This is a genomic window from Variovorax sp. TLI9-5A (assembly GCF_056867935.1).
The window spans coordinates 2,735,832-2,753,190 of the sequence record NZ_CP200310.1 but is presented as its reverse complement, the minus strand read 5'-3'; the positions used below and the strand labels follow the sequence as shown (position 1 = coordinate 2,753,190).

The 17,359-nt window shown below is 68.3% G+C and carries 18 protein-coding genes; 6 read left to right on the top strand and 12 right to left on the bottom strand.

Features of this window, described 5'->3' with window-relative positions; all coding sequences use genetic code 11:
• Positions 1 to 119: 119 nt before the first annotated feature.
• Genes AC1VNX_RS13180 through AC1VNX_RS13165 form a run of 4 tightly spaced genes read left to right on the top strand, consistent with a single transcriptional unit; the run spans position 120 to position 2,965 of the window.
• Positions 120 to 941 carry a basic amino acid ABC transporter substrate-binding protein gene (locus AC1VNX_RS13180; RefSeq protein ID WP_483157087.1) on the top strand — a complete coding sequence of 274 codons (822 nt, stop codon included), beginning with the start codon at positions 120 to 122 and terminating at the stop codon, positions 939 to 941.
• Positions 942 to 954: 13 nt separating this feature from the next.
• Entirely contained in the window at positions 955 to 1,923 is a 969-nt protein-coding gene (locus tag AC1VNX_RS13175) for a transglutaminase family protein (RefSeq protein ID WP_483157086.1), read from the top strand.
• Positions 1,920 to 2,378: a RidA family protein gene (locus AC1VNX_RS13170; RefSeq protein ID WP_432726189.1), complete on the top strand. Its 459-nt coding sequence runs from the start codon at positions 1,920 to 1,922 to the stop codon at positions 2,376 to 2,378. The genes AC1VNX_RS13175 and AC1VNX_RS13170 overlap by 4 nt, the downstream gene beginning before the upstream one ends.
• A gap of 5 nt (positions 2,379 to 2,383) precedes the next feature.
• On the top strand, positions 2,384 to 2,965 hold the full coding sequence (locus AC1VNX_RS13165) for a nucleotidyltransferase family protein (protein ID WP_483157085.1): 582 nt from the start codon (positions 2,384 to 2,386) through the stop codon (positions 2,963 to 2,965).
• On the opposite strand, the gene AC1VNX_RS13160 is transcribed toward AC1VNX_RS13165, so the two are convergent.
• Positions 2,937 to 3,947, bottom strand: coding sequence for a hypothetical protein (locus tag AC1VNX_RS13160; RefSeq protein ID WP_483157084.1), 1,011 nt, complete (start codon positions 3,945 to 3,947; stop codon positions 2,937 to 2,939). The genes AC1VNX_RS13165 and AC1VNX_RS13160 overlap by 29 nt on opposite strands.
• The gene (locus AC1VNX_RS13155; protein WP_483157083.1) at positions 3,944 to 4,765 is read right to left on the bottom strand and encodes a hypothetical protein; all 822 of its coding nucleotides are present in this window, start codon (positions 4,763 to 4,765) and stop codon (positions 3,944 to 3,946) included. The genes AC1VNX_RS13160 and AC1VNX_RS13155 overlap by 4 nt, the downstream gene beginning before the upstream one ends.
• Positions 4,766 to 4,993: 228 nt before the next feature.
• Between AC1VNX_RS13155 and AC1VNX_RS13150 the strand changes: the two genes are divergently transcribed.
• Positions 4,994 to 6,004: a CbrC family protein gene (locus AC1VNX_RS13150; RefSeq protein ID WP_483157082.1), complete on the top strand. Its 1,011-nt coding sequence runs from the start codon at positions 4,994 to 4,996 to the stop codon at positions 6,002 to 6,004.
• 16 nt (positions 6,005 to 6,020) lie between these two features.
• On the opposite strand, the gene AC1VNX_RS13145 is transcribed toward AC1VNX_RS13150, so the two are convergent.
• The 9 genes from AC1VNX_RS13145 to AC1VNX_RS13105 all read right to left on the bottom strand — a co-directional run bounded on the left by AC1VNX_RS13145 (position 6,021) and on the right by AC1VNX_RS13105 (position 14,248).
• On the bottom strand, positions 6,021 to 6,782 hold the full coding sequence (locus AC1VNX_RS13145) for an SDR family NAD(P)-dependent oxidoreductase (protein ID WP_483157081.1): 762 nt from the start codon (positions 6,780 to 6,782) through the stop codon (positions 6,021 to 6,023).
• Positions 6,783 to 6,831: 49 nt separating this feature from the next.
• On the bottom strand, positions 6,832 to 7,746 hold the full coding sequence (locus tag AC1VNX_RS13140) for a LysR family transcriptional regulator (RefSeq protein WP_483157080.1): 915 nt from the start codon (positions 7,744 to 7,746) through the stop codon (positions 6,832 to 6,834).
• A gap of 36 nt (positions 7,747 to 7,782) precedes the next feature.
• Complete coding sequence (fdxA, locus tag AC1VNX_RS13135; protein WP_483157079.1) at positions 7,783 to 8,118, bottom strand: ferredoxin; 336 nt, start codon at positions 8,116 to 8,118, stop codon at positions 7,783 to 7,785.
• A 26-nt stretch (positions 8,119 to 8,144) separates the two neighbouring features.
• Positions 8,145 to 8,921: an enoyl-CoA hydratase-related protein gene (locus AC1VNX_RS13130; protein WP_483157078.1), complete on the bottom strand. Its 777-nt coding sequence runs from the start codon at positions 8,919 to 8,921 to the stop codon at positions 8,145 to 8,147.
• Positions 8,918 to 10,087 (bottom strand): CaiB/BaiF CoA transferase family protein, encoded by a 1,170-nt coding sequence (locus tag AC1VNX_RS13125; protein WP_483157077.1) that lies wholly within the window; start codon positions 10,085 to 10,087, stop codon positions 8,918 to 8,920. Before AC1VNX_RS13125 ends, AC1VNX_RS13130 begins: the two co-directional genes overlap by 4 nt.
• Positions 10,084 to 11,466 carry an FAD-dependent oxidoreductase gene (locus AC1VNX_RS13120; RefSeq protein WP_483157076.1) on the bottom strand — a complete coding sequence of 461 codons (1,383 nt, stop codon included), beginning with the start codon at positions 11,464 to 11,466 and terminating at the stop codon, positions 10,084 to 10,086. Before AC1VNX_RS13120 ends, AC1VNX_RS13125 begins: the two co-directional genes overlap by 4 nt.
• A 90-nt stretch (positions 11,467 to 11,556) precedes the next feature.
• Positions 11,557 to 12,417 (bottom strand): ABC transporter permease, encoded by an 861-nt coding sequence (locus AC1VNX_RS13115; RefSeq protein ID WP_483157075.1) that lies wholly within the window; start codon positions 12,415 to 12,417, stop codon positions 11,557 to 11,559.
• A 10-nt stretch (positions 12,418 to 12,427) separates the two neighbouring features.
• On the bottom strand, positions 12,428 to 13,210 hold the full coding sequence (locus tag AC1VNX_RS13110; RefSeq protein WP_483157074.1) for an ABC transporter ATP-binding protein: 783 nt from the start codon (positions 13,208 to 13,210) through the stop codon (positions 12,428 to 12,430).
• A gap of 6 nt (positions 13,211 to 13,216) precedes the next feature.
• The gene (locus tag AC1VNX_RS13105; RefSeq protein WP_483157073.1) at positions 13,217 to 14,248 is read right to left on the bottom strand and encodes an ABC transporter substrate-binding protein; all 1,032 of its coding nucleotides are present in this window, start codon (positions 14,246 to 14,248) and stop codon (positions 13,217 to 13,219) included.
• Between the two features lie 386 nt (positions 14,249 to 14,634).
• On the opposite strand from AC1VNX_RS13105, the gene AC1VNX_RS13100 reads away from it, so the two are divergent.
• Positions 14,635 to 16,368 (top strand): GMC family oxidoreductase, encoded by a 1,734-nt coding sequence (locus AC1VNX_RS13100; RefSeq protein WP_483157072.1) that lies wholly within the window; start codon positions 14,635 to 14,637, stop codon positions 16,366 to 16,368.
• On the opposite strand, the gene AC1VNX_RS13095 is transcribed toward AC1VNX_RS13100, so the two are convergent.
• Positions 16,268 to 17,293: a LacI family DNA-binding transcriptional regulator gene (locus AC1VNX_RS13095; RefSeq protein WP_483157071.1), complete on the bottom strand. Its 1,026-nt coding sequence runs from the start codon at positions 17,291 to 17,293 to the stop codon at positions 16,268 to 16,270. The genes AC1VNX_RS13100 and AC1VNX_RS13095 overlap by 101 nt on opposite strands.
• Positions 17,294 to 17,359: the final 66 nt, after the last annotated feature.

Below are 17,359 nucleotides of genomic sequence, written 5' to 3'. Positions count from 1 at the left end.
TCCCCCATGCTTCGCGCACTTCGTGTCGCTACGCACACCCCCTCGCCGGGGGCAACGCCTGCGGCCCGGCAAAGCCGGTTCCGCGGCGTTCCACAATAAGTTCAAGGAGAACCACCGCCATGCCTCGCCATATCACCATCAACCGCCGCTTCGCACTCACCGCCGCGAGCGTCTTCGCGGCCCTGGCCATTGCCGGCTGCGGCAAGCAGGAGCCCGCGTCGGCGCCGGCCGGTGCCGCGGCACCGCCGGCGGCAGCGCGCGTGCTGGTGGTGGGCACCGACGCCGCCTACACGCCTTTCGAGTCGCAGAACGACCGGGGCGAGATCGTAGGCTTCGACATCGACGTGGTGAAGGCGGTCGCGCAGAAGGCCGGCTTCGAGGTGAAGTTCGTCAACACGCCGTGGGAAGGCATCTTCAACTCGCTGGACCAGGGCGACCGCGACCTGCTGGTGTCGGCCATCACCATCACCGACGAGCGCCGCCAGACCATGGATTTCTCGCAGTCGTACTTCGACGCTCGCCAGCTCATCGCCGTGCGCAACGACGCGCCCATCAACAGGTTCGAGGACATCAAGACGCTGAAGGTCGGCGTGCAGAACGGCACCACCGGCGACGAGGTCGTGGGCAAGCTGCTGGGCAAGTCGAGCACCGCCATCAAGCGCTTCGAGTCGACGCCGCTGGCGCTCAAGGAGCTGGAGGCTGGCGGCGTGCAGGCCGTGGTGGCCGACAACGGCGTGGTGGTGCACTACCTCGCCAACAATACCGCCGGCGGCTTCAAGACGGTGAGCGACACCAGCTTTCCGGTCGAGAAGTACGGCATTGCCGTGAAGAAGGGCAACGCCGCGCTGCTCGCCAGGATCAACCAGGGCCTCGAAGGCATCCGCGCCGACGGCACCTACGCGAAGATCTACGCCTCGTACTTCGGCTCCGAGTCGAAGTAAGCGGGCAACGGCCATGCTGCTCCACGTCACCCACGAAACGCGCTACGAATACTCGCCGCCGGTCGAGACGGCGCAGCATCTCGCGCACCTGAAGCCGCTGGCCACGGCCTCGCAGAAGCTCGTGAGCCACAAGCTCTCCATCGAGCCGTCTCCCGCGCAGCGCAGCGAGCAGGCCGACCTGTACGGCAACACGCGCGCCTTCTTCGCGCTCGAGGCCACGCACGACCGGCTGGTGGTCACGGCCGAGAGCGTGGTCGAGACCTCGCAGCCTGTGCTCTCGCCCGCCGTGGCGCGCGAGTTGCCCTGGGAGGCCGTGCGCGAGCGCTTCCGCTTCCGCAAGGACGCCACCTTCGACGCGGCCTCCGAGTTCGTCTTTCCCTCGCCCTACGTGCCGCGCCACGACGACTTCGTGGCCTACGCGCGCGCCAGCTTCGTGCCCGGCCGCCCCGCCTTCGACGTGGCGATGGATCTCACCGAGCGCATGTACGAGGACTTCGCCTACGACGCCGACAGCACCGAGATCAACACCCCCGCCGTCGAAGCCCTCGCGCAGCGCAAGGGCGTGTGCCAGGACTTCGCCCACATCATGATCGCTTGCTTCCGCACCATGGGCCTGCCCGCGCGCTACGTGAGCGGCTACCTGCTCACGCAGCCGCCGCCCGGCCAGCCCCGGCTGGTGGGCGCCGACGCCTCGCACGCATGGGTGTCGGTGTACCTGCCCGGCGAGGACGACGGCACCGGCGGCAGCCCCGGCGACTGGGTCGACTTCGACCCCACCAATGGCCGCCAGCCCGGCGAGGACTACGTCACCCTCGCCATCGGCCGCGACTACTCCGACGTCTCGCCGATGCGCGGCGTACTGCATGGCGGCGCAAGGCACACGCTGAGGGTCGGCGTGACCGTGCAGCCGGTGGGGGAAGTGGTCGATGGCCTGCCGCAAACACAGACACAATCGCCTTCCCAAGACAAGGAGTCTCCATGAGCGTTTACGACAAACTTTCCAGCCTCGGCATCACCCTTCCGCCCGTCGCCGCCCCCGCCGCCGCGTACGTGCCCTTCGTGCAGACCGGCAACCTCGTGTTCCTCTCGGGCCACATCGCGAAGAAGGACGGCAAGGTCTGGACGGGCCAGCTTGGCGCCAACATCAGCACCGAAGAAGGCAAGCAGGCTGCCCGCGCCATCGCCATCGACCTGCTGGGCACCCTGCACGCCGCCGTGGGCGACCTCAACAAGGTCAAGCGCATCGTCAAGGTGATGAGCCTTGTCAACTCGGTCGGCACCTTCACCGAACAGCACCTCGTGACCAACGGCGCGAGCGAGTTCTTCGCGGAAGTCTTCGGTCCTGAAAAGGGTGCGCATGCACGCAGCGCCTTCGGCGTGGCGCAGATTCCGCTGGGCGCCTGCGTGGAGATCGAGCTGATCGCCGAAGTCGGCTGATCGCATTGGCGCTGACGCCCGACGGCCTCATCGCGCAGGCGATGCAGGACCCCGTCAACGCGGCGCTGGCAAACCGCCTTCCCGGCCTCGGGCTCCGGCAGAGCTTCCTCACGGCCGGCTGCGTCTTCCAGTCCGCGTGGAACCACACAGCCGGCCGGCCGCCGGGCTGGGGCGTGAAGGACTACGACGTCTTCTACTTCGACGACAGTGACCTGTCGTGGGAAGCCGAAGACGCCGTCATCCGCCGCGTGCACGAAGCCACCGCCGACCTCGGCGCGACCATCGAGGTCAAGAACCAGGCCCGCGTGCACCTCTGGTACGAACAGCGCTTCAAGGCGCCCTACCCGCGCCTGTCATCCGCGCGCGACGGCATCGACCGATACCTCATCGCCTGCACCCGCGTGGGCATCGACCTGGCCGACGGCTCGCTCCATGCGCCCGACGGACTCGGTGACCTGGCCGCCGGCATCCTGCGCATGAATCCGTTGCTGCCGATGCCGGAGATGTTCGCCGTGAAGGCGCGCGACTACCAGTCGCGCTGGCCCTGGCTGCGCATCGTCACTTGCGCTTCCAGCTCGACACCGTGATGAACACGCCGGTTTCCTTCGCATCGCGCAGCCTGACGGTGTAGCGGCCCGCGCCATCGGTGCCGCTGAACACGGCCTCGCGATCACGCTCACTGTCGCCGGCTTCCAGGCTCGCGCCCTTGGCCAGTTCACGATAGGTGGCGACAAGGTCGTCGAACGCCGCGTAGCTGCGCAGTGTCACTTCGGCATCGGGCCAGCGGGCGCCCTTGAGCTGGGCGTTCTCGCGGTCGGTGTACATCGGCTTGCCGGCCAATCCCTTTGGCATCACGATCTTGCCGGCGCTGGCGGTGCTGTTGACCTCCGCCGTCTGCACCAGCAGCGGCTTCAGCGAAGCCGGAAAGCCAGCCGGCAACTGCGCGTCGCGCCAGCCCGGCGCCGTCGGCTGGCCCGCGATGTATTCGACGGTGGCGATCTTCTGCGCGGCCGCTGCTTCGGCGGGGTCATCGCTCTCGGCCATCAGCGCGTGGTACGAAGGCAGCGTCTTGGCCCATGCGATCAGCGGTTCGGCATCCGATGGCCTGGCGTCGGCGGGATGGAAGATCGTCAGCACGGCTTGAGGGTCGGGGTTGCACACCTTGGGCTCGTCGCGCTTGGTGGAATCGCGGCAGTGGCCGTTGACCAGCCCGATCGCCAGCAGGCGGCCTTCGCCGTCGAGCAGCAGCGCCGAGCGTTCCTCGCCGTGGCCTTCGCCGCTCACCGACGCGATCACCGTGCGCCCGTCGGGCCACACGGTGCGCGTGACGTCGAAGCGCGAGCGCATGCCGTCCAGCACCTGTGCCGCGATGAGCCTGTCGCCATCGGTGTAGCTGCCGCGCGCATAGCCGACCATGGCAATCACGGCGCTGCGGATCTTGGGTTGCTCGCTGAGCTTCAGCCGGGGCGGAGGCAGCTCGGTGGTGACGGGCGCCGCGTGCACGGAGGCACCGAGCGTGCAGGCGAGCAGCAGCGACGCCAGGGTCTTCTTTGGAAACAGTGCGCTCATTCGGCGATCTCGATTTCGATGTTGGTGATCGCCGGCATGTCGCGCGGCACCTTGGCGTTGACCGAGAAGGCAATGCCCTTCAGGTTACCGAGCACGTAGCCCGAGCGCTCGTCAGCTTCCGACTGGATGCCCTCGAGCGGCGGCGACAGCTTCTTGTAGAAGGCGAGCACCTGCTCCACGGTGTCGACGGTCTGCAGGCGCAGCACGCGCCTGGCCTTCGCATCGCTCAGGGCGTCCTGGCCGGTGTAGTGCAGCACAGCCCTCGGATACAGCGGCACGGCCTGCGAAAAGCCTTTCGGCCGCGTGACAGGCCGCGCCTTGGTGTGCGCGGCGTCCATGGTCGTGTACTCGGTCTTCTCGAACTTCTCTTCCTTGCCAGAGTCCAGGTCTTCCTTCGGCACCGTGCGGCTCCAGTCGACCAGCGGCTGCGCCTGTGCGCGATCGATGCCGGGGCGCAGGAAGATCGACAGCACCGCATGCTGGTCGTCGCGGCAACCGATGGACGATGATTTGACGCCGCATTCGCGGTGCGCCAGTGCCGCGGCGAGCACTTCGCCGGTGCTGTCATCCACCAGCAGGGCCGAGCGCTCGCTGCCGCCGTTGGGCAAGCGGTACGACGACAGCAGACGCTTGCCGCCCGGCAACGCCTGCTGCTGCCGATGGCGCCGCGATGCCAGTCCGGCGATCAATTGTTCTGCCAGCAGGCCTTCAGGCCAGTAGTACGAGCCGGAGGCCAGGCCGGCGAAGTCGGTCACGGCGCGGTCGAGCGCGGGGACCTGTGACGTTTGCGGCGCCCGCTCGGACTCGGGGGCGAGCACGAGCTGAGGCGTGGATGCGGCGCAGACGGTGGCAGCGGACAGAGTAAGAAAAAAGGAGGAAAGAGCGAGTCGGAATCTGAAAGGCATCAAGGAAAAAAGAAAAGAAGGAGCGTTGCGCTCCGGGCGGGCTGCGAGCAGCCGCAAGGGAAAAGCGTCGACGATTCTAGAAGGCGTTCGAGGGGCCGCACGGTGTTCGGCATACTGCAATCCGGTCCTTCATTCTTCGCCATGAATCGACACACTCCGCCCCCAACCGCACCCGAAAGCGCATTGCGCGCCCTCGAAGAAAAACTGGGCGCCGCCCTGCCACCGATCCTGCGAAGCCGCTATGCCGCATCCAACGGCGGCAGCTTCGGCGATCCCCGAAAACGCGATGCCGAGTGGCAGTTGCATCCGGTTTTCGACAGCAGCGACCGCAAGCAGATGAAGCGCACCGCCGAAGATGTTCTCCACTACACGCGGCTCGCGCTGCAGGACGCGCGCTTTCCGCGCGACGGCATCAGCATTGCGCACGACTATTCGATGTACCGCCAGCTCTTCGTGCGCCGCGACCCCGCGAGCGGCACCATCGCCGAAGACATCCTGCTGTTCGACGTGCACACCGGCGAATTTTCTGCGCCGTACGCCGGCGACCTGCAGGCGGCCATCGACCAGGCCCGCGTGCCGGAGGCCGTGCAGCCCGACCCCGCGCGTGCGCTGCCCGTGTTCCGCTACTACGCCGATCCGTTCGAATCGGGCGTGATGCGCATGTCCGGCGAAACCTGCCAGTGCTGCGGCCAGGCCACCGGCTACATCTACGGCGGCAGCTTCTACGCCATCGGCGACGAATCGCACTTCTGCCCCTGGTGCATCGCCGACGGTTCGGCCGCGGCGAAGTTCGACGGCGAATTCAACGACGCTGCAGGCGTGGGCATGGGCGAGGTCGAACTGCCCATGCGCATCATCGAAGAAGTGTCGCAACGCACACCCAGCTTCTTCAGCTGGCAGCAGGAGCGATGGTGGGCGCACTGCAACGACGCCGGCCGCTTCCTCGGAGAGATCGAGCATGTCGACCGCGCGCTGCTCGCGTCGGAGCCGGCCGGCGACTTCATGCGCGAGACCTGCGACGACGCGCGCCTCGATGCCGGCGAAGGCTGGCAATGGCTGCTCGACACGCCCTCGCGCGAGCGCGGCTTCGCGGTGTTCGTCTTCGGCTGCCTGCACTGCGGCAAGGTCGGCGGCTACGTCGACCTGAGCTGAGCGGCGCGCACAGCCATCAGGGCATTACCTGCCCGCCGTTGACCTCGATGACCTGCCCGGTCACGTAGCTGCTGGCCGCCTCGCTCGCCAGGAACAGGAATGCGCCGACGCACTCTTGAGCCGTGCCCAGCCGCCCCATCGGAATCGCATTGGCAAAGTTCTTCAGCACCTCGGGGCTCGAATGCCCGTCGTGGAACGGGGTCTCGATCACGCCCGGCGCCACAGCGTTGACGCGGATCTTGTCCTTCACCAGTTCCTTGGCCATGGTGCGCGTGATGGTCGAGACGAAGCCCTTGCACGCGGCATACAGCCCCGCGCCCGGCCCGCCGCCGGTACGCGCGGCCTGCGTGGTCACGTTGATGATCGCGCCACCGCCGCCGGCGGCCATCAGCGGAATGACGCGGCGGCTCACCGCCACCACCGAGCGCGCGTTGAGGCGGAACACCGCGTCGATGTAGTCGTCATCCGCATCGACGATGGGCGAGCGCTTCACGAAGCCGCCCGCGTTGTTGACCAGCACGTCGATGCGGCCGAACTCGGCATGCACTGTCTTCACCATGCGGTCGACGGCAGCCGTGTCGGTCACGTCGGCTTGCACCAGCAGCGCGCGGCCGCCGGCGGCCTCGATGTCGCGCGCCACATTGCGGGCCTCGTCGGCGCTGCCCCTGTAGTGCACCGCCACCCGCGCGCCCGCCTGCCCCAGCGCGCGCGCCACCGCCGCGCCGATGCCCGTGCTCGCGCCCGTGACCAGTACAGCCTTGTCCTTCAGATCGTTCATGTCGTCGTGTCTCCTTGGGTTGAAAAGTGGGCGCACCCACCACCCGCGTCTACACGGCGGCGGCTGCGATCTCGAGTTGGGCCAGCCGGCGCGCCATGCGGCCGACGAAGTTCTGCGTCACGTGCGGCAGCACGCGCTGCGAGGGCACCACGATGCCGACCTGCAGCTGTTCGAGCGCGGGCAGCTCGAAAGGCCGCCAGATCAGGTCGCCGCGCTTGAGGTCCTCGATGAAGGCGATCTTCGAGAAGCACGAGATGCCCTTGCCGGCCTTGATGAGCCGCTTGAGCATCGGCGTCGAGTTGCATGTGGCGGCCGGCTCCATGTCGTCCCAGAACCCGGCGAACTCGGGCGACAGCGCGGCGCTGATCACCGGATGCGAGCTGGAGCGCAAGAACGGATAGCGCGCGCATTCCTTCAGCGACACGCTCGCCTGGTTGGCCAGCGGATGCCCCGGCGGCATCACCAGCCCGATGGGCAGCTTGGCCAGCGCCACCGCCGCCACGCCACCCGGCAGCCGGCTCACGAAGGTCATGCCCACGTCGACCTGGCCCGACATCACCATCTGCGCCACGTCCATGGGCTGCACCGCGGTGATGGTGTACGTGACGGCCGGGAACACCTGCAAGAAGTCTTCCACCGCCGAAGGCAGCAGCTCCTCGAAGAAGGAGTCCATGGCCGCCACCTTCACATGGCCGGTGCGCTCGCCCTTGAGCGCATCGAGCTCGGTGCGCATCACCTGGTACTGGTGCAGAGTCTCCTGCGCGTGCTTCAGCAGGCGCTCGCCGGCCGCGTTCAGCCGCAGGCCGTTGGGCATGCGGTCGAACAGCTCGACGCCCAGCTCGTCCTCCAGCTTGTGTATCTGCCGGTTGACCGCGCTCGCGGCCACGAAGAGCCGCTCCGAGGCCTTGCGCACCGAGCCGCAGCTCGCCACCTCGATGAAGTACTTGAGGATGCTGGCATGCATCAGGCGGCCCTCCTGCACGCGTGCAAGGCACTCGGCTCATCCGGCCAGCCTCGCTTGCTCCAGGGCAATGCCGGGATGGTCGCAGGCCACGGGGCCGGTGTCGGCCGCGCCGCCGGGCGAGCCCAGTCCGCTGACTTCCGCAGCGAAGAAGTCGCGGTTGATCGCCGCGAAATGTGCCATTTCGGGCGGCAGCCGAAGATCTTCGTAGATCGCCTGCGTGGGGCAGGCGGACACGCAAATGCCGCAGTCGATGCATTCATCCGGGTGAATGTACAGAGTGCGCGCGCCTTCGTAGATGCAATCGACCGGGCAGCACTTGACGCAGGCGCCGTCCTTGATGTCGATGCAGGCACCAGTGATGACGTGGGGCATGGCATGCACCTTCGCTGGCGGGCGGCCTAGCGGCCCAGCCACTGCGGCTTGCGCTTCTGCTGGAAGGCCAGCACGCCCTCGTCCGCATCCTGCGACTGCAATGCCGCCACCAGCGCGGGCAGCCGCATGCGGTGCGCCTCGGCCGGCGCCAACGTGCCGGTGCGCCGCACCACCTGCTTGATGGCCTTGAGCGACAGCGGCGCGCAGGCCAGCATCTGCTGCACCCAGCGGTTCACGGCCGTGTCGAGCCCGGCGCGCGGCACCACCTCGTTGACCAGGCCCATCTCCAGCGCGCGCTGCGCCTTCACGCGCTGTCCGGTGAGCATCATGCCCATGGCCTGGCGGTAGGGAATCTGCCGCTGCAGCAGCAGCATGCCGCCGTCCAGCGGCAGGCGCCCCACCAGCGGCTCGGGCAGCCCGAAGCTGGCCTCCTCGCAGGCTACGACTATGTCGCAGCCCAGCACCATCTCGAAGCCGCCGCCCAGTGCCAGGCCGTTGACGCGCGCGATCACCGGCACGTCGAGCGTCTCGCGCAACGCGATGCCGCCGAAGCCGCCGGGGCGCGCCGCCGCCCAGTACTCCACGCCCTTGAGGTTCGACGTGTTCTTCAGGTCGGCACCAGCGCAGAAGGCGCGCTCGCCGGCGCCGGTGAGCACCACTGCACGGATGTCGTCGCGCGATTCGATCTCGCTCCAGATGCGCTGCAGCTCGGCCTCGGTCGGCAGGTCGACCGCATTGAGCACCTCGGGCCGGTCGATGGTGACGGTGGCGACATAGTCCGCCACTTCGAGAAGGACGCTCATGCATCGGCCTCCTCGATCAGCGCGCGCGCCTCGGCCAGAACCTCGGCCGTGTGCTGCCCCAGCTTGGGCGGCTCGCGCCGCAGGCCGGCCTTGGCGCCCGACATCTGAATCGGGCTGGCAATGAACTTCAGCGCGCGGCCCGAGGGCGTGCCGCCCTCCAGGATCATCGCGTTGTGCAGCGTCTGTGGATCGACCAGCGCCTCGCGCATGTCGCGCACCGGCGCGGAGAGCAGGTCCTGCTCTTCGAGCTTCGCCAGCCAGTGCTCGCGCGTGCCGCTCGCGAAGCGCTCGCGGAAGATCGCGTGCAGCGCCGCCTTGTTGGTGAACTGCGCCGACAGCGTGGCGTAGCGCGCGTCCAGCGAGAGGTCTTCGATGCTCAGCGCGGTGCAGATGTCGCGCAGCGGATTGGCCTTGAACGCGCCCACCAGCACCAGCGGCCCGGTCTGCGTGTCGAACACGCCCGACAGCGGCATGGCGGCCCAGTTCACCTCGGAGTCTTCCATCATCACCATGGCCGCTTCCTGCATCTGCATGGCCAGCATGGAGTTGTAGAGCGACACCGAGATCTTCTGCCCCTCGCCCGTGCGCTCGCGCTGCAGCAGCGCCAGCAGGATGCCCTGCACCATGTGCATGCCGGCGGTGTAGTCGGCAAGCGCTGTCGGGTAGATCGACACCGGCACAGACGCATCGGCGCGCCGCGCCATCACGCCGGTGAGCGCCTGGGCCAGCACGTCCTGGCCGCCCTTGTGGGCATAAGGGCCGGTCTCGCCGAAGCCGGTGCCCACCGCATAGATGATGCGCGGGTTCAGCCGCCTGCAGTCTTCATAGCCCAGGCCCAGCCGCTCCATCACGCCGGCTCGGAAGTTGTTGGTGACCACGTCGGCGCCGGCGATCAGCGCCTTCACCAGCTCCATCTGCGCCGCGTCGCGCAGATCGATCTCCACGCTTCGCTTGTTGCGGTTGAGGCTGCAGAAGATCGGGTTGTCCTCGCCGGCCACCGGCGCGAAGGTCGAGCGGCTCAGGTCGCCCGCGCCCTTGCGCTCGACCTTGATGACGTCGGCGCCGTGGTCCGCCAGCATCTGCGTGCAGACCGGGCCCATCATCACCTGCGTGAAGTCGATCACGCGGATGCCGTCCAGCGGCAGTGCATTGGTGCCGGTGCTCATGCGGCCTCCTTGGTGAACGAACGGGCAATGGCGGGCACGTCGGCGTTCGGCCCCTTCTGGTCGCCGGGGTCGGCGCCCTGCGCGCGCAGCGTCTTCTGCAGCTTCGCGATGTCCACGTTGCGCACCGTCACGCCGGCATTCAGCGCCAGCGCGGCTGCCGTGCCCGTGGCCTCGCCCATCGCCATGCAGGGCGGGATCTCGCGCGAGATCTTCTGCGCGGCCGAGGTGGCCGAGTAGTGGCGCCCGGCCACCAGCAGGTTCTCGACGCTGCGCGGCAGCAGCGTGCGGTAGGGGTAGTAGTAGTCGCGCCCGCGCGCCACGCTGTCCTCGAAGCGGGTGCGCTGGGCCACGTCTTCCTTGGTCATCACGTAGGCGCCTTCGAGCAGGCGGGTCTGGCGGATGCCGGTCTGCGGAGCCATGTCGATCAGCGTGCACTTGGCAAAGCCGGGCAGCTTCGCGCGCACGAAGTCGATCACCTTGTGGATGGTGGCGCGGCCCTGCACCTCGGCGCGCGTGAGGTCGCTCACCTTGAGGCCGTCCAGGCCCGGCATGTGCGGGCAGTTGCACCACACCACGCCTGGCAGCGGCGTCTTGAGCCACCAGGCTTCCCAGGCGCCGCCAAGCATGTGCTTGATCTCGCGGTCGAGTGCCTGCCAGGCCTCGGGCTCCTCCCGCTCGAAGCGCTCGGCTTCCTCGGTGTCGACGCCGCCAAGGCGGAACACGGTGGTCACGATGTAGCTGCCGCTGATGTGCGGCGCGCCGGCCGAGGCCGCCACGTCGAGGTCGCCGGTGGTGTCGATCACCACCTTGCCCAGGATGGCCTCGCGCCCGCCCTTGGTCTCGCAGACCACGCCCTTGACCTTGCCATCCTCCACCAGCGTGCGCGAAAACCACGAGTGCAGCCGCAGTTCGATGCCGGCCTGCAGCACCATCTCCAGCGAGGTGCGCTTCCATGCGTCGGGGTCGAAGGCGGCGGCGAAGCAGATGGGGTGCGGCTTCTCCTTGCTGTGGAAGTCGTAGGTGCCCCAGCGCTTCCAGCGGCGCACCGACTCTGGCAGCGTGCCCCATTCGTGCTGGCGCGGGTACTCGGCCAGGCCCAGCGCCGACATGCGCTCGATCATCTCCAGGCAGATGCCGCGCACCGAAATTTCCTGCTGATGGCTGTCCCACATGTCGTCCAGCACCAGCACCATGCCGCCCGAGGCGAGGCCGCCCAGGTGGTTGTAGCGTTCCAGCAGCGTCACGCTCGCGCCGTTGCGCGCGGCGGCCAATGCGGCTGCCTGTCCGGCGGGGCCGCCGCCGACCACCACCACGTCCGATTCGGCTGCCACGCGCACGTCGTGCGCGGGCTCCTGCATCCAGTCGCCAATACGGCTCATAGAACTCTCCTGTTGAAATGTTTGGATGTGTCTGGAATTCGCCGGCCGGGTCCGTGGCCCGCCGGTCGCACGCTTGTGTTCAGTGCAGGCTCAGTGCGCGCCCTCTTCGGGCTGCCAGCGGATGACCCACTTCTCCGCCAGCGTGACCAGCAGGAAGAACAGCCCCGAGAGCGTCGCGCTCATCACGATCGCGGCGTAGAGCAGCGGCGAATCGAAGTTGAAGGTGGCCTGCAGGATCATTGCGCCGATGCCCACCGTGGCTCCGACCCACTCGCCCACCACCGCGCCGATCACGCACATCGAAGCCGCGATGCGAAGCGCCGAGAACAGGTAGGGCAGCGCGTTGAGCAGCCGCAGGCGGAAGAAGATCTCCGTCTTGCTCGCCGACAGCACCCGCATCAGCTCCATCGCCTGCGGGTTGACCGACTCCAGCCCGCGCACCATGTTCACCAGAGTCGGAAAGAAGCACACCAGCGCAGCGATGGTGATCTTGGGCTCCACGCCGTTGCCCATGATGAGCACCAGCACGGGCGCCTTCGCCACCAGCGGCACGGCGTTGAACATCAGCACCACGGGAAAGAAGATGTCCTGCAGCGTCTTGTTGTGCACGAAGATGGTCGCAACGACGATGGCCGCGAGGTTGCCCAGCACGAAGCCGCCGGCCGCCTCGAAGGTCGTGGGCAGCAGGTTGTCGAGCAGCACGTCGCGCTTGGCGTAGAGCGTCTCCAGCACCGCCCAGGGCGTGGGTGCGATGAAGGGCTTGATGCCGAAGGCGACGATCACCAGCCACCACAACGCGATGAGCCCGACGATGCCCAGCGCCGGAAGAATTCGCCGGCGCCAGATGCGCTTTTGCCGCGCGGCGGCCCAGGCCAGATATTCAGGGTCGGCCGGCGCGGGTGCCGCGCCGAGCGCGCCGGGCGCTGCCGCATCGATGGAACGTGTATTCATGGCATCGGCCTCAGCAGGTTTCCAGCACGCGCCGCAGATGGCTCGTGAGTCGAACGAACTCGGGTGTCTCGCGCACTTCCAGCGTGCGGTCGGCGGGCAGCTCCACCGGCACGATCTCGCGCACGCGGCCCGGGTTGGCGGCCAGCATCAGCACGCGCTGGCCGAGAAAGGCCGCCTCATGGATGCTGTGGGTGACGAAGAGGATGGTCACGCCCGTCTCGCGCCATACGCGCAGGATCTCCTCGTTGAGCCGGTCGCGCGTGATCTCGTCGAGCGCGCCGAAGGGCTCGTCCATCAGCAGGATCTTCGGGTCGCTCGCCAGTGCGCGCGCAATCGACACGCGCTGGCGCTGGCCGCCCGACATCTCATGCGGAAAGGCGTTGATGCGGTCCTTCAGCCCCACGAGCTCCAGCAGCTCCTGCGGCGAACGGCGGCCCTTGCGCCCCGCCCCGCCGCCCACCTGCAGCGGCAGCTCCACATTCTGCAGCGCGGTGCGCCAGGGCAGGAGCGCCGCGTCCTGGAACACGAAGCCGATGTCGCGATTCTTGCGCGCCACCTGCGGCGTGGAGGACAACACCTCGATGCTGCCGCGGCTGGGCGGCAGCAGGTCGGCCACCACGCGAAGAAAGGTCGACTTGCCGCAGCCCGAAGGCCCGAGCAAGGTGAGGAACTCGCCCTGCGCCACTTCGAGGTCGAGGCTCTTGATGGCGGTGACGTCGCGGCGCTCGGTGAAGAAGCGCACGCCGATGTCGCGGCAGGCGATGGCCGGGGGAGCGGAGAGAACGGCGGCCATCGCGCGTCAGCCCTTCATGGCGCGCGCGGCGGCGGTGGCCTTCAGCACGTCGAGCGAGATCACGTCTTCCACCTTCGGCGTGCGCGCGGTGAACTGCCCCAGCTCCGCGTAGGTGTTGATCTGCTCCTGCCACACGGCCGGGTCCATCGCGCCCCAGCCCTGGGTCTGCGCCGCGCCGCCGAAGGCGTATTCGAGCATCGCGTCGACCGCCACGCGTTCGTCCTCGCGCTTGAGGTTCGGGTACTCCTTGATGAGCATGTCCACCGCCTGGTCGCGGTTGGCGCGCACGTGGTGCCAGCCCTTGGCGGTGGCGCGCAGGAAGGCCTCGATCACCTTGGGCTGCGTCTCCAGCGTCTTGGTCGATGCGTAGTAGGGCAGCGCGTAGAGGCGCACGCCCGCGTCCCACTGCGTGAGCGTGGCGATGTCGGGGCCCAGCACCTTGATGGCGGTGGTGTTGGTGAGCCAGCCCGTCACCACGTCGACCTGCCCCGTGAGCAGCGGCGTCATGTCGGCGCCGATGGAGACCACCTTCACGTCCTTCTCGGCGATCTTGTTCTTCGCGAGCAGCGCGCGCAGCAGGATGGCCGCCGTCGACGGAATGCCCACGCGCTTGCCCACCAGGTCGGCCGGCTTGCGCACCGGGTTCTTCGCGAGCGAGAAGTAGGTGTAGGGATGCTTCTGCGCGCCGACCGCGAAGCACTTGATCGGCAGCCCCTGCGACACGGCCAGCATGATCGAAGGGCTGGACGACACCTGCCCCACCTCGTAGCGGCCCGAGGCGATGATGGCCACGCCGTCGATGTTCGGCCCGCCCGGCTGGATCGCGAAGTCGATGCCCTCCTGCTCGTAGAAGCCCATGCGCTTGGCGACCACCTCGCCGATCTGGTTGCCGCCGACGATCCAGCCCAGCTGCATGTTGATGCGCGCCTTGCCCTGCGCGAAGGCGTCGACCGAGAGCAGGCCACCGGCGGAGAGTCCGCCGGCGATGAGGGATGTCTTGAGCAGACTTCGGCGACCGGGATCGCGGAGATGGGCCATGGCGGATTCCTTTTCTTCGATGCGATGAGGTGAAGGCATTCGGCTGTGCTTGTGTGCCGCCTGCGATGCATCGAGGCATCAATGAGGCTGGCGAGGCGAATGCTAGGAGCGGGGTGCGAGCGCACCAAGCACCGTTTTTCGCAACGGGCGAACTAAAAAATAGTTCTCCGCGTGCGCTCCCAATGACATCGCGGTGCATGCGCCATTGCGGCGCGCACCATCTTCGGGAAAACGATAGGAAGAAGAAGAAGAAGAAGAACGGGAAAGGCGCCCTCAGGTGCCGCGCCCGGCGGCGGCAGAGGAAACCCGCGTGCCGGCGTTGGGAGTTATAAAGCCGCACGCCCGGCAGAGACCGGGAACCGAGACAACACAGAGGACGACACATCATGGAGTTCGACTACGTGATCGTGGGTGGCGGCTCCGGCGGCGCCACGCTGGCCGGACGGCTCAGCGAAGACCCCGCCGTGCAGGTCTGCCTGGTCGAGGCCGGCGGCGACGGGCGGGGCATCCTGGTGCGGGCGCCGGCCGGCGCGGCGGCCATGATCTCGGGGCGGCCGCGCATCAACAACTACGCCTACCAGACCGTGTCGCAGCCCGGCCTGAACGGACGGCGCGGCTACCAGCCGCGCGGGCGCTGCCTGGGTGGCTCCAGCGCCATCAACGCCATGCTCTACGTGCGCGGCCATCCCGACGACTACGACGACTGGGAGCGCGCGGGTTGCACCGGCTGGTCCTTCGACGACGTGCTGCCCTACTTCAAGCGCGCCGAGGGCAACCAGCGCGGCGAAAGCGCGATGCACGGCGCGCGCGGCCCGCTGCAGGTGGCCGACCAGCAGTCGCCGCGCGAGATCAGCGACGCCTTCGTGCGCGCCGCGATGGAGTGCGGCATTCCGCGCAACGACGACTTCAACGATGGCGTGCAGGAAGGCGCCGGGCTCTACCAGGTCACGCAGTTCCACGGCGGCGCGAAGAACGGCGAGCGCTGCTCGGCGGCGGCCGCCTACCTGCACCCGGCGATGAACGCGCGCTCCAACCTCACGGTGATGACCGGCGTGCAGGCGCAGCGCGTACTGCTCGACGAGCACCGCGCCACCGGTGTGGAGATACGCCGCGACGGCGAGGCAGACACCCTCTTCGCGCGCCGCGAGGTGGTGCTGAGCGGCGGCGCCTTCAACTCGCCGCAGCTGCTGATGCTGTCTGGCATCGGCGATCCGCAAGAGCTGTCGCGCCACGGCATCGCGGTGCGCCATGCGCTGCCGGGTGTGGGGCGCAACCTCCAGGACCACGTCGACTTCATCCTCTCCTGCCGCACCAAGGAGAAGGGCCTGCCCGGGCTTGGACCCGCCGGCATGCTGAACTTCGCGAAGGCCATTCCCGAGTGGCGGCGCAGCGGCAAAGGCCTGATCGCCACGCCCTACGCCGAGGCCGGCGCCTTCTTCAAGACATCGCCCGAACTGGCCAAGCCCGACCTGCAGCTGCACTTCGTGATCGCGCTGGTCGACGACCATGCGCGCAAGCTGCACGGCGGCTTCGGCTTCTCATGCCATGCCTGCGTGCTGCGTCCCAAGGGCCGCGGCGACGTGCGGCTGAACGACGCCGACCCGGCGACTGCGCCGCGCATCGATCCGAAATTTCTCTCGGACGAGGACGATGTGGCGCGGCTGCTGGCGGGCGTGAAGAAGATGCGCGAGATCCTGCGCGCGCCGGCGTTGCAGAAGTACCGGCATGCCGAGCTCTACACGGCCGGGGCGAACACCGACGAGGAACTGCTCTCGCACATCCGCTCGCGCGCCGACACCATCTACCACCCCGTGGGCACCTGCAAGATGGGCACCGATGCGATGGCGGTGGTCGATGCGAAGCTGCGCGTGCACGGCATCGCCAACCTGCGCGTGGTCGATGCTTCGGTGATGCCCACGCTGATCGGCGGCAACACCAATGCGCCGACCATCATGATCGCCGAGCGCGCTGCCGAGTGGATGCGCGGCCCGCTGACTTTCGACCGCACCGAACTCGACGCTAGACGGCCTTCGACGACCCTCGAACGACCAGTTCTCCAGGCAACAGGAGCTGGCGCGGCGCCGCATCCAGCCCCCGCAGCCGTTCGATCAGGCATGTAGCGGCCGCGCGGCCGATGGCGTCGGTAGGCTGGGCCACGGTGCTCAGGCCGGGGCCGATGAGCGAGGCCCATTCGGGATCGTCGAAGCCCACGAAGCCAAGGTCGGCGCCGAACTGCCAGCCCAGCCGTGCCATCGCCTGCGCGATGCGCAGCGTGACCACCGCATTGCCCGCGACCACCGCCGCGCGGCGTCCGCGCGTGGCGCGCCGGCGCAATGCGCGCAGAGCCTCGTCGAGCGCATCGCCCTCGCCTTCCACGCACTCGAACACCTCGCCCGCCACGCGCGGCTCGTGCGCGGCCACGCAGGCGCCGAAGGCGACCGTGCGTTCGCGCCGCGAGCTCACGCCCTTCTGCGGCTCGGTGACGTAGAGCAGCTCGCGATAACCGCCTTCGACCAGGTGCCCGCAGGTGGCGGTCATCGCGGCGTGGTTGTCGAGCGAGACGAAGTCGGTGTGCATGCCGGTGTGGCGCCGGTCCACCAGCACCGCCGGCTTGCCGTGCAGCGTGACCGCGTCGACCACGTTGCTGCCGCGCCCCAGCGTGTTGAGGATGAAGCCGTCGACCTGGTAGCCCGCGAGCGCATCGATGGCCTCGCGCTCGCGTTCGCTCTCGTTGCCGAGGTTGAACAGCATCACGAGGTAGCCGGCATCCTGGCAGGCCTTCTCGGCACCGCGCAGCACCGCGACGGAATACGGGTTGGTGATGTCGGCCACGATCAGGCCGATGAGCCGGGAACGGCCATGGCTCAGCGCCTGCGCCATCGGGCTCGGCGAATAGGCCAGCTTGGCGATGGCGACTTCGACGCGCGCGGCGATGTCGGGACTCAGCAGCCGCTCGCGGTGGTTGAGGAAGCGCGAGACGGTGGCCTTGGAGACGCCAGCCGCCTCGGCCACGTCGGCGATGGTGGCTCGGCCGGTGGGCTTCATGGGCGCCTCTCGCTCCCTCTCCCCTTGGGGAGAGGGTTGGGGTGAGGGCCAGCGGCGATGGCAGGA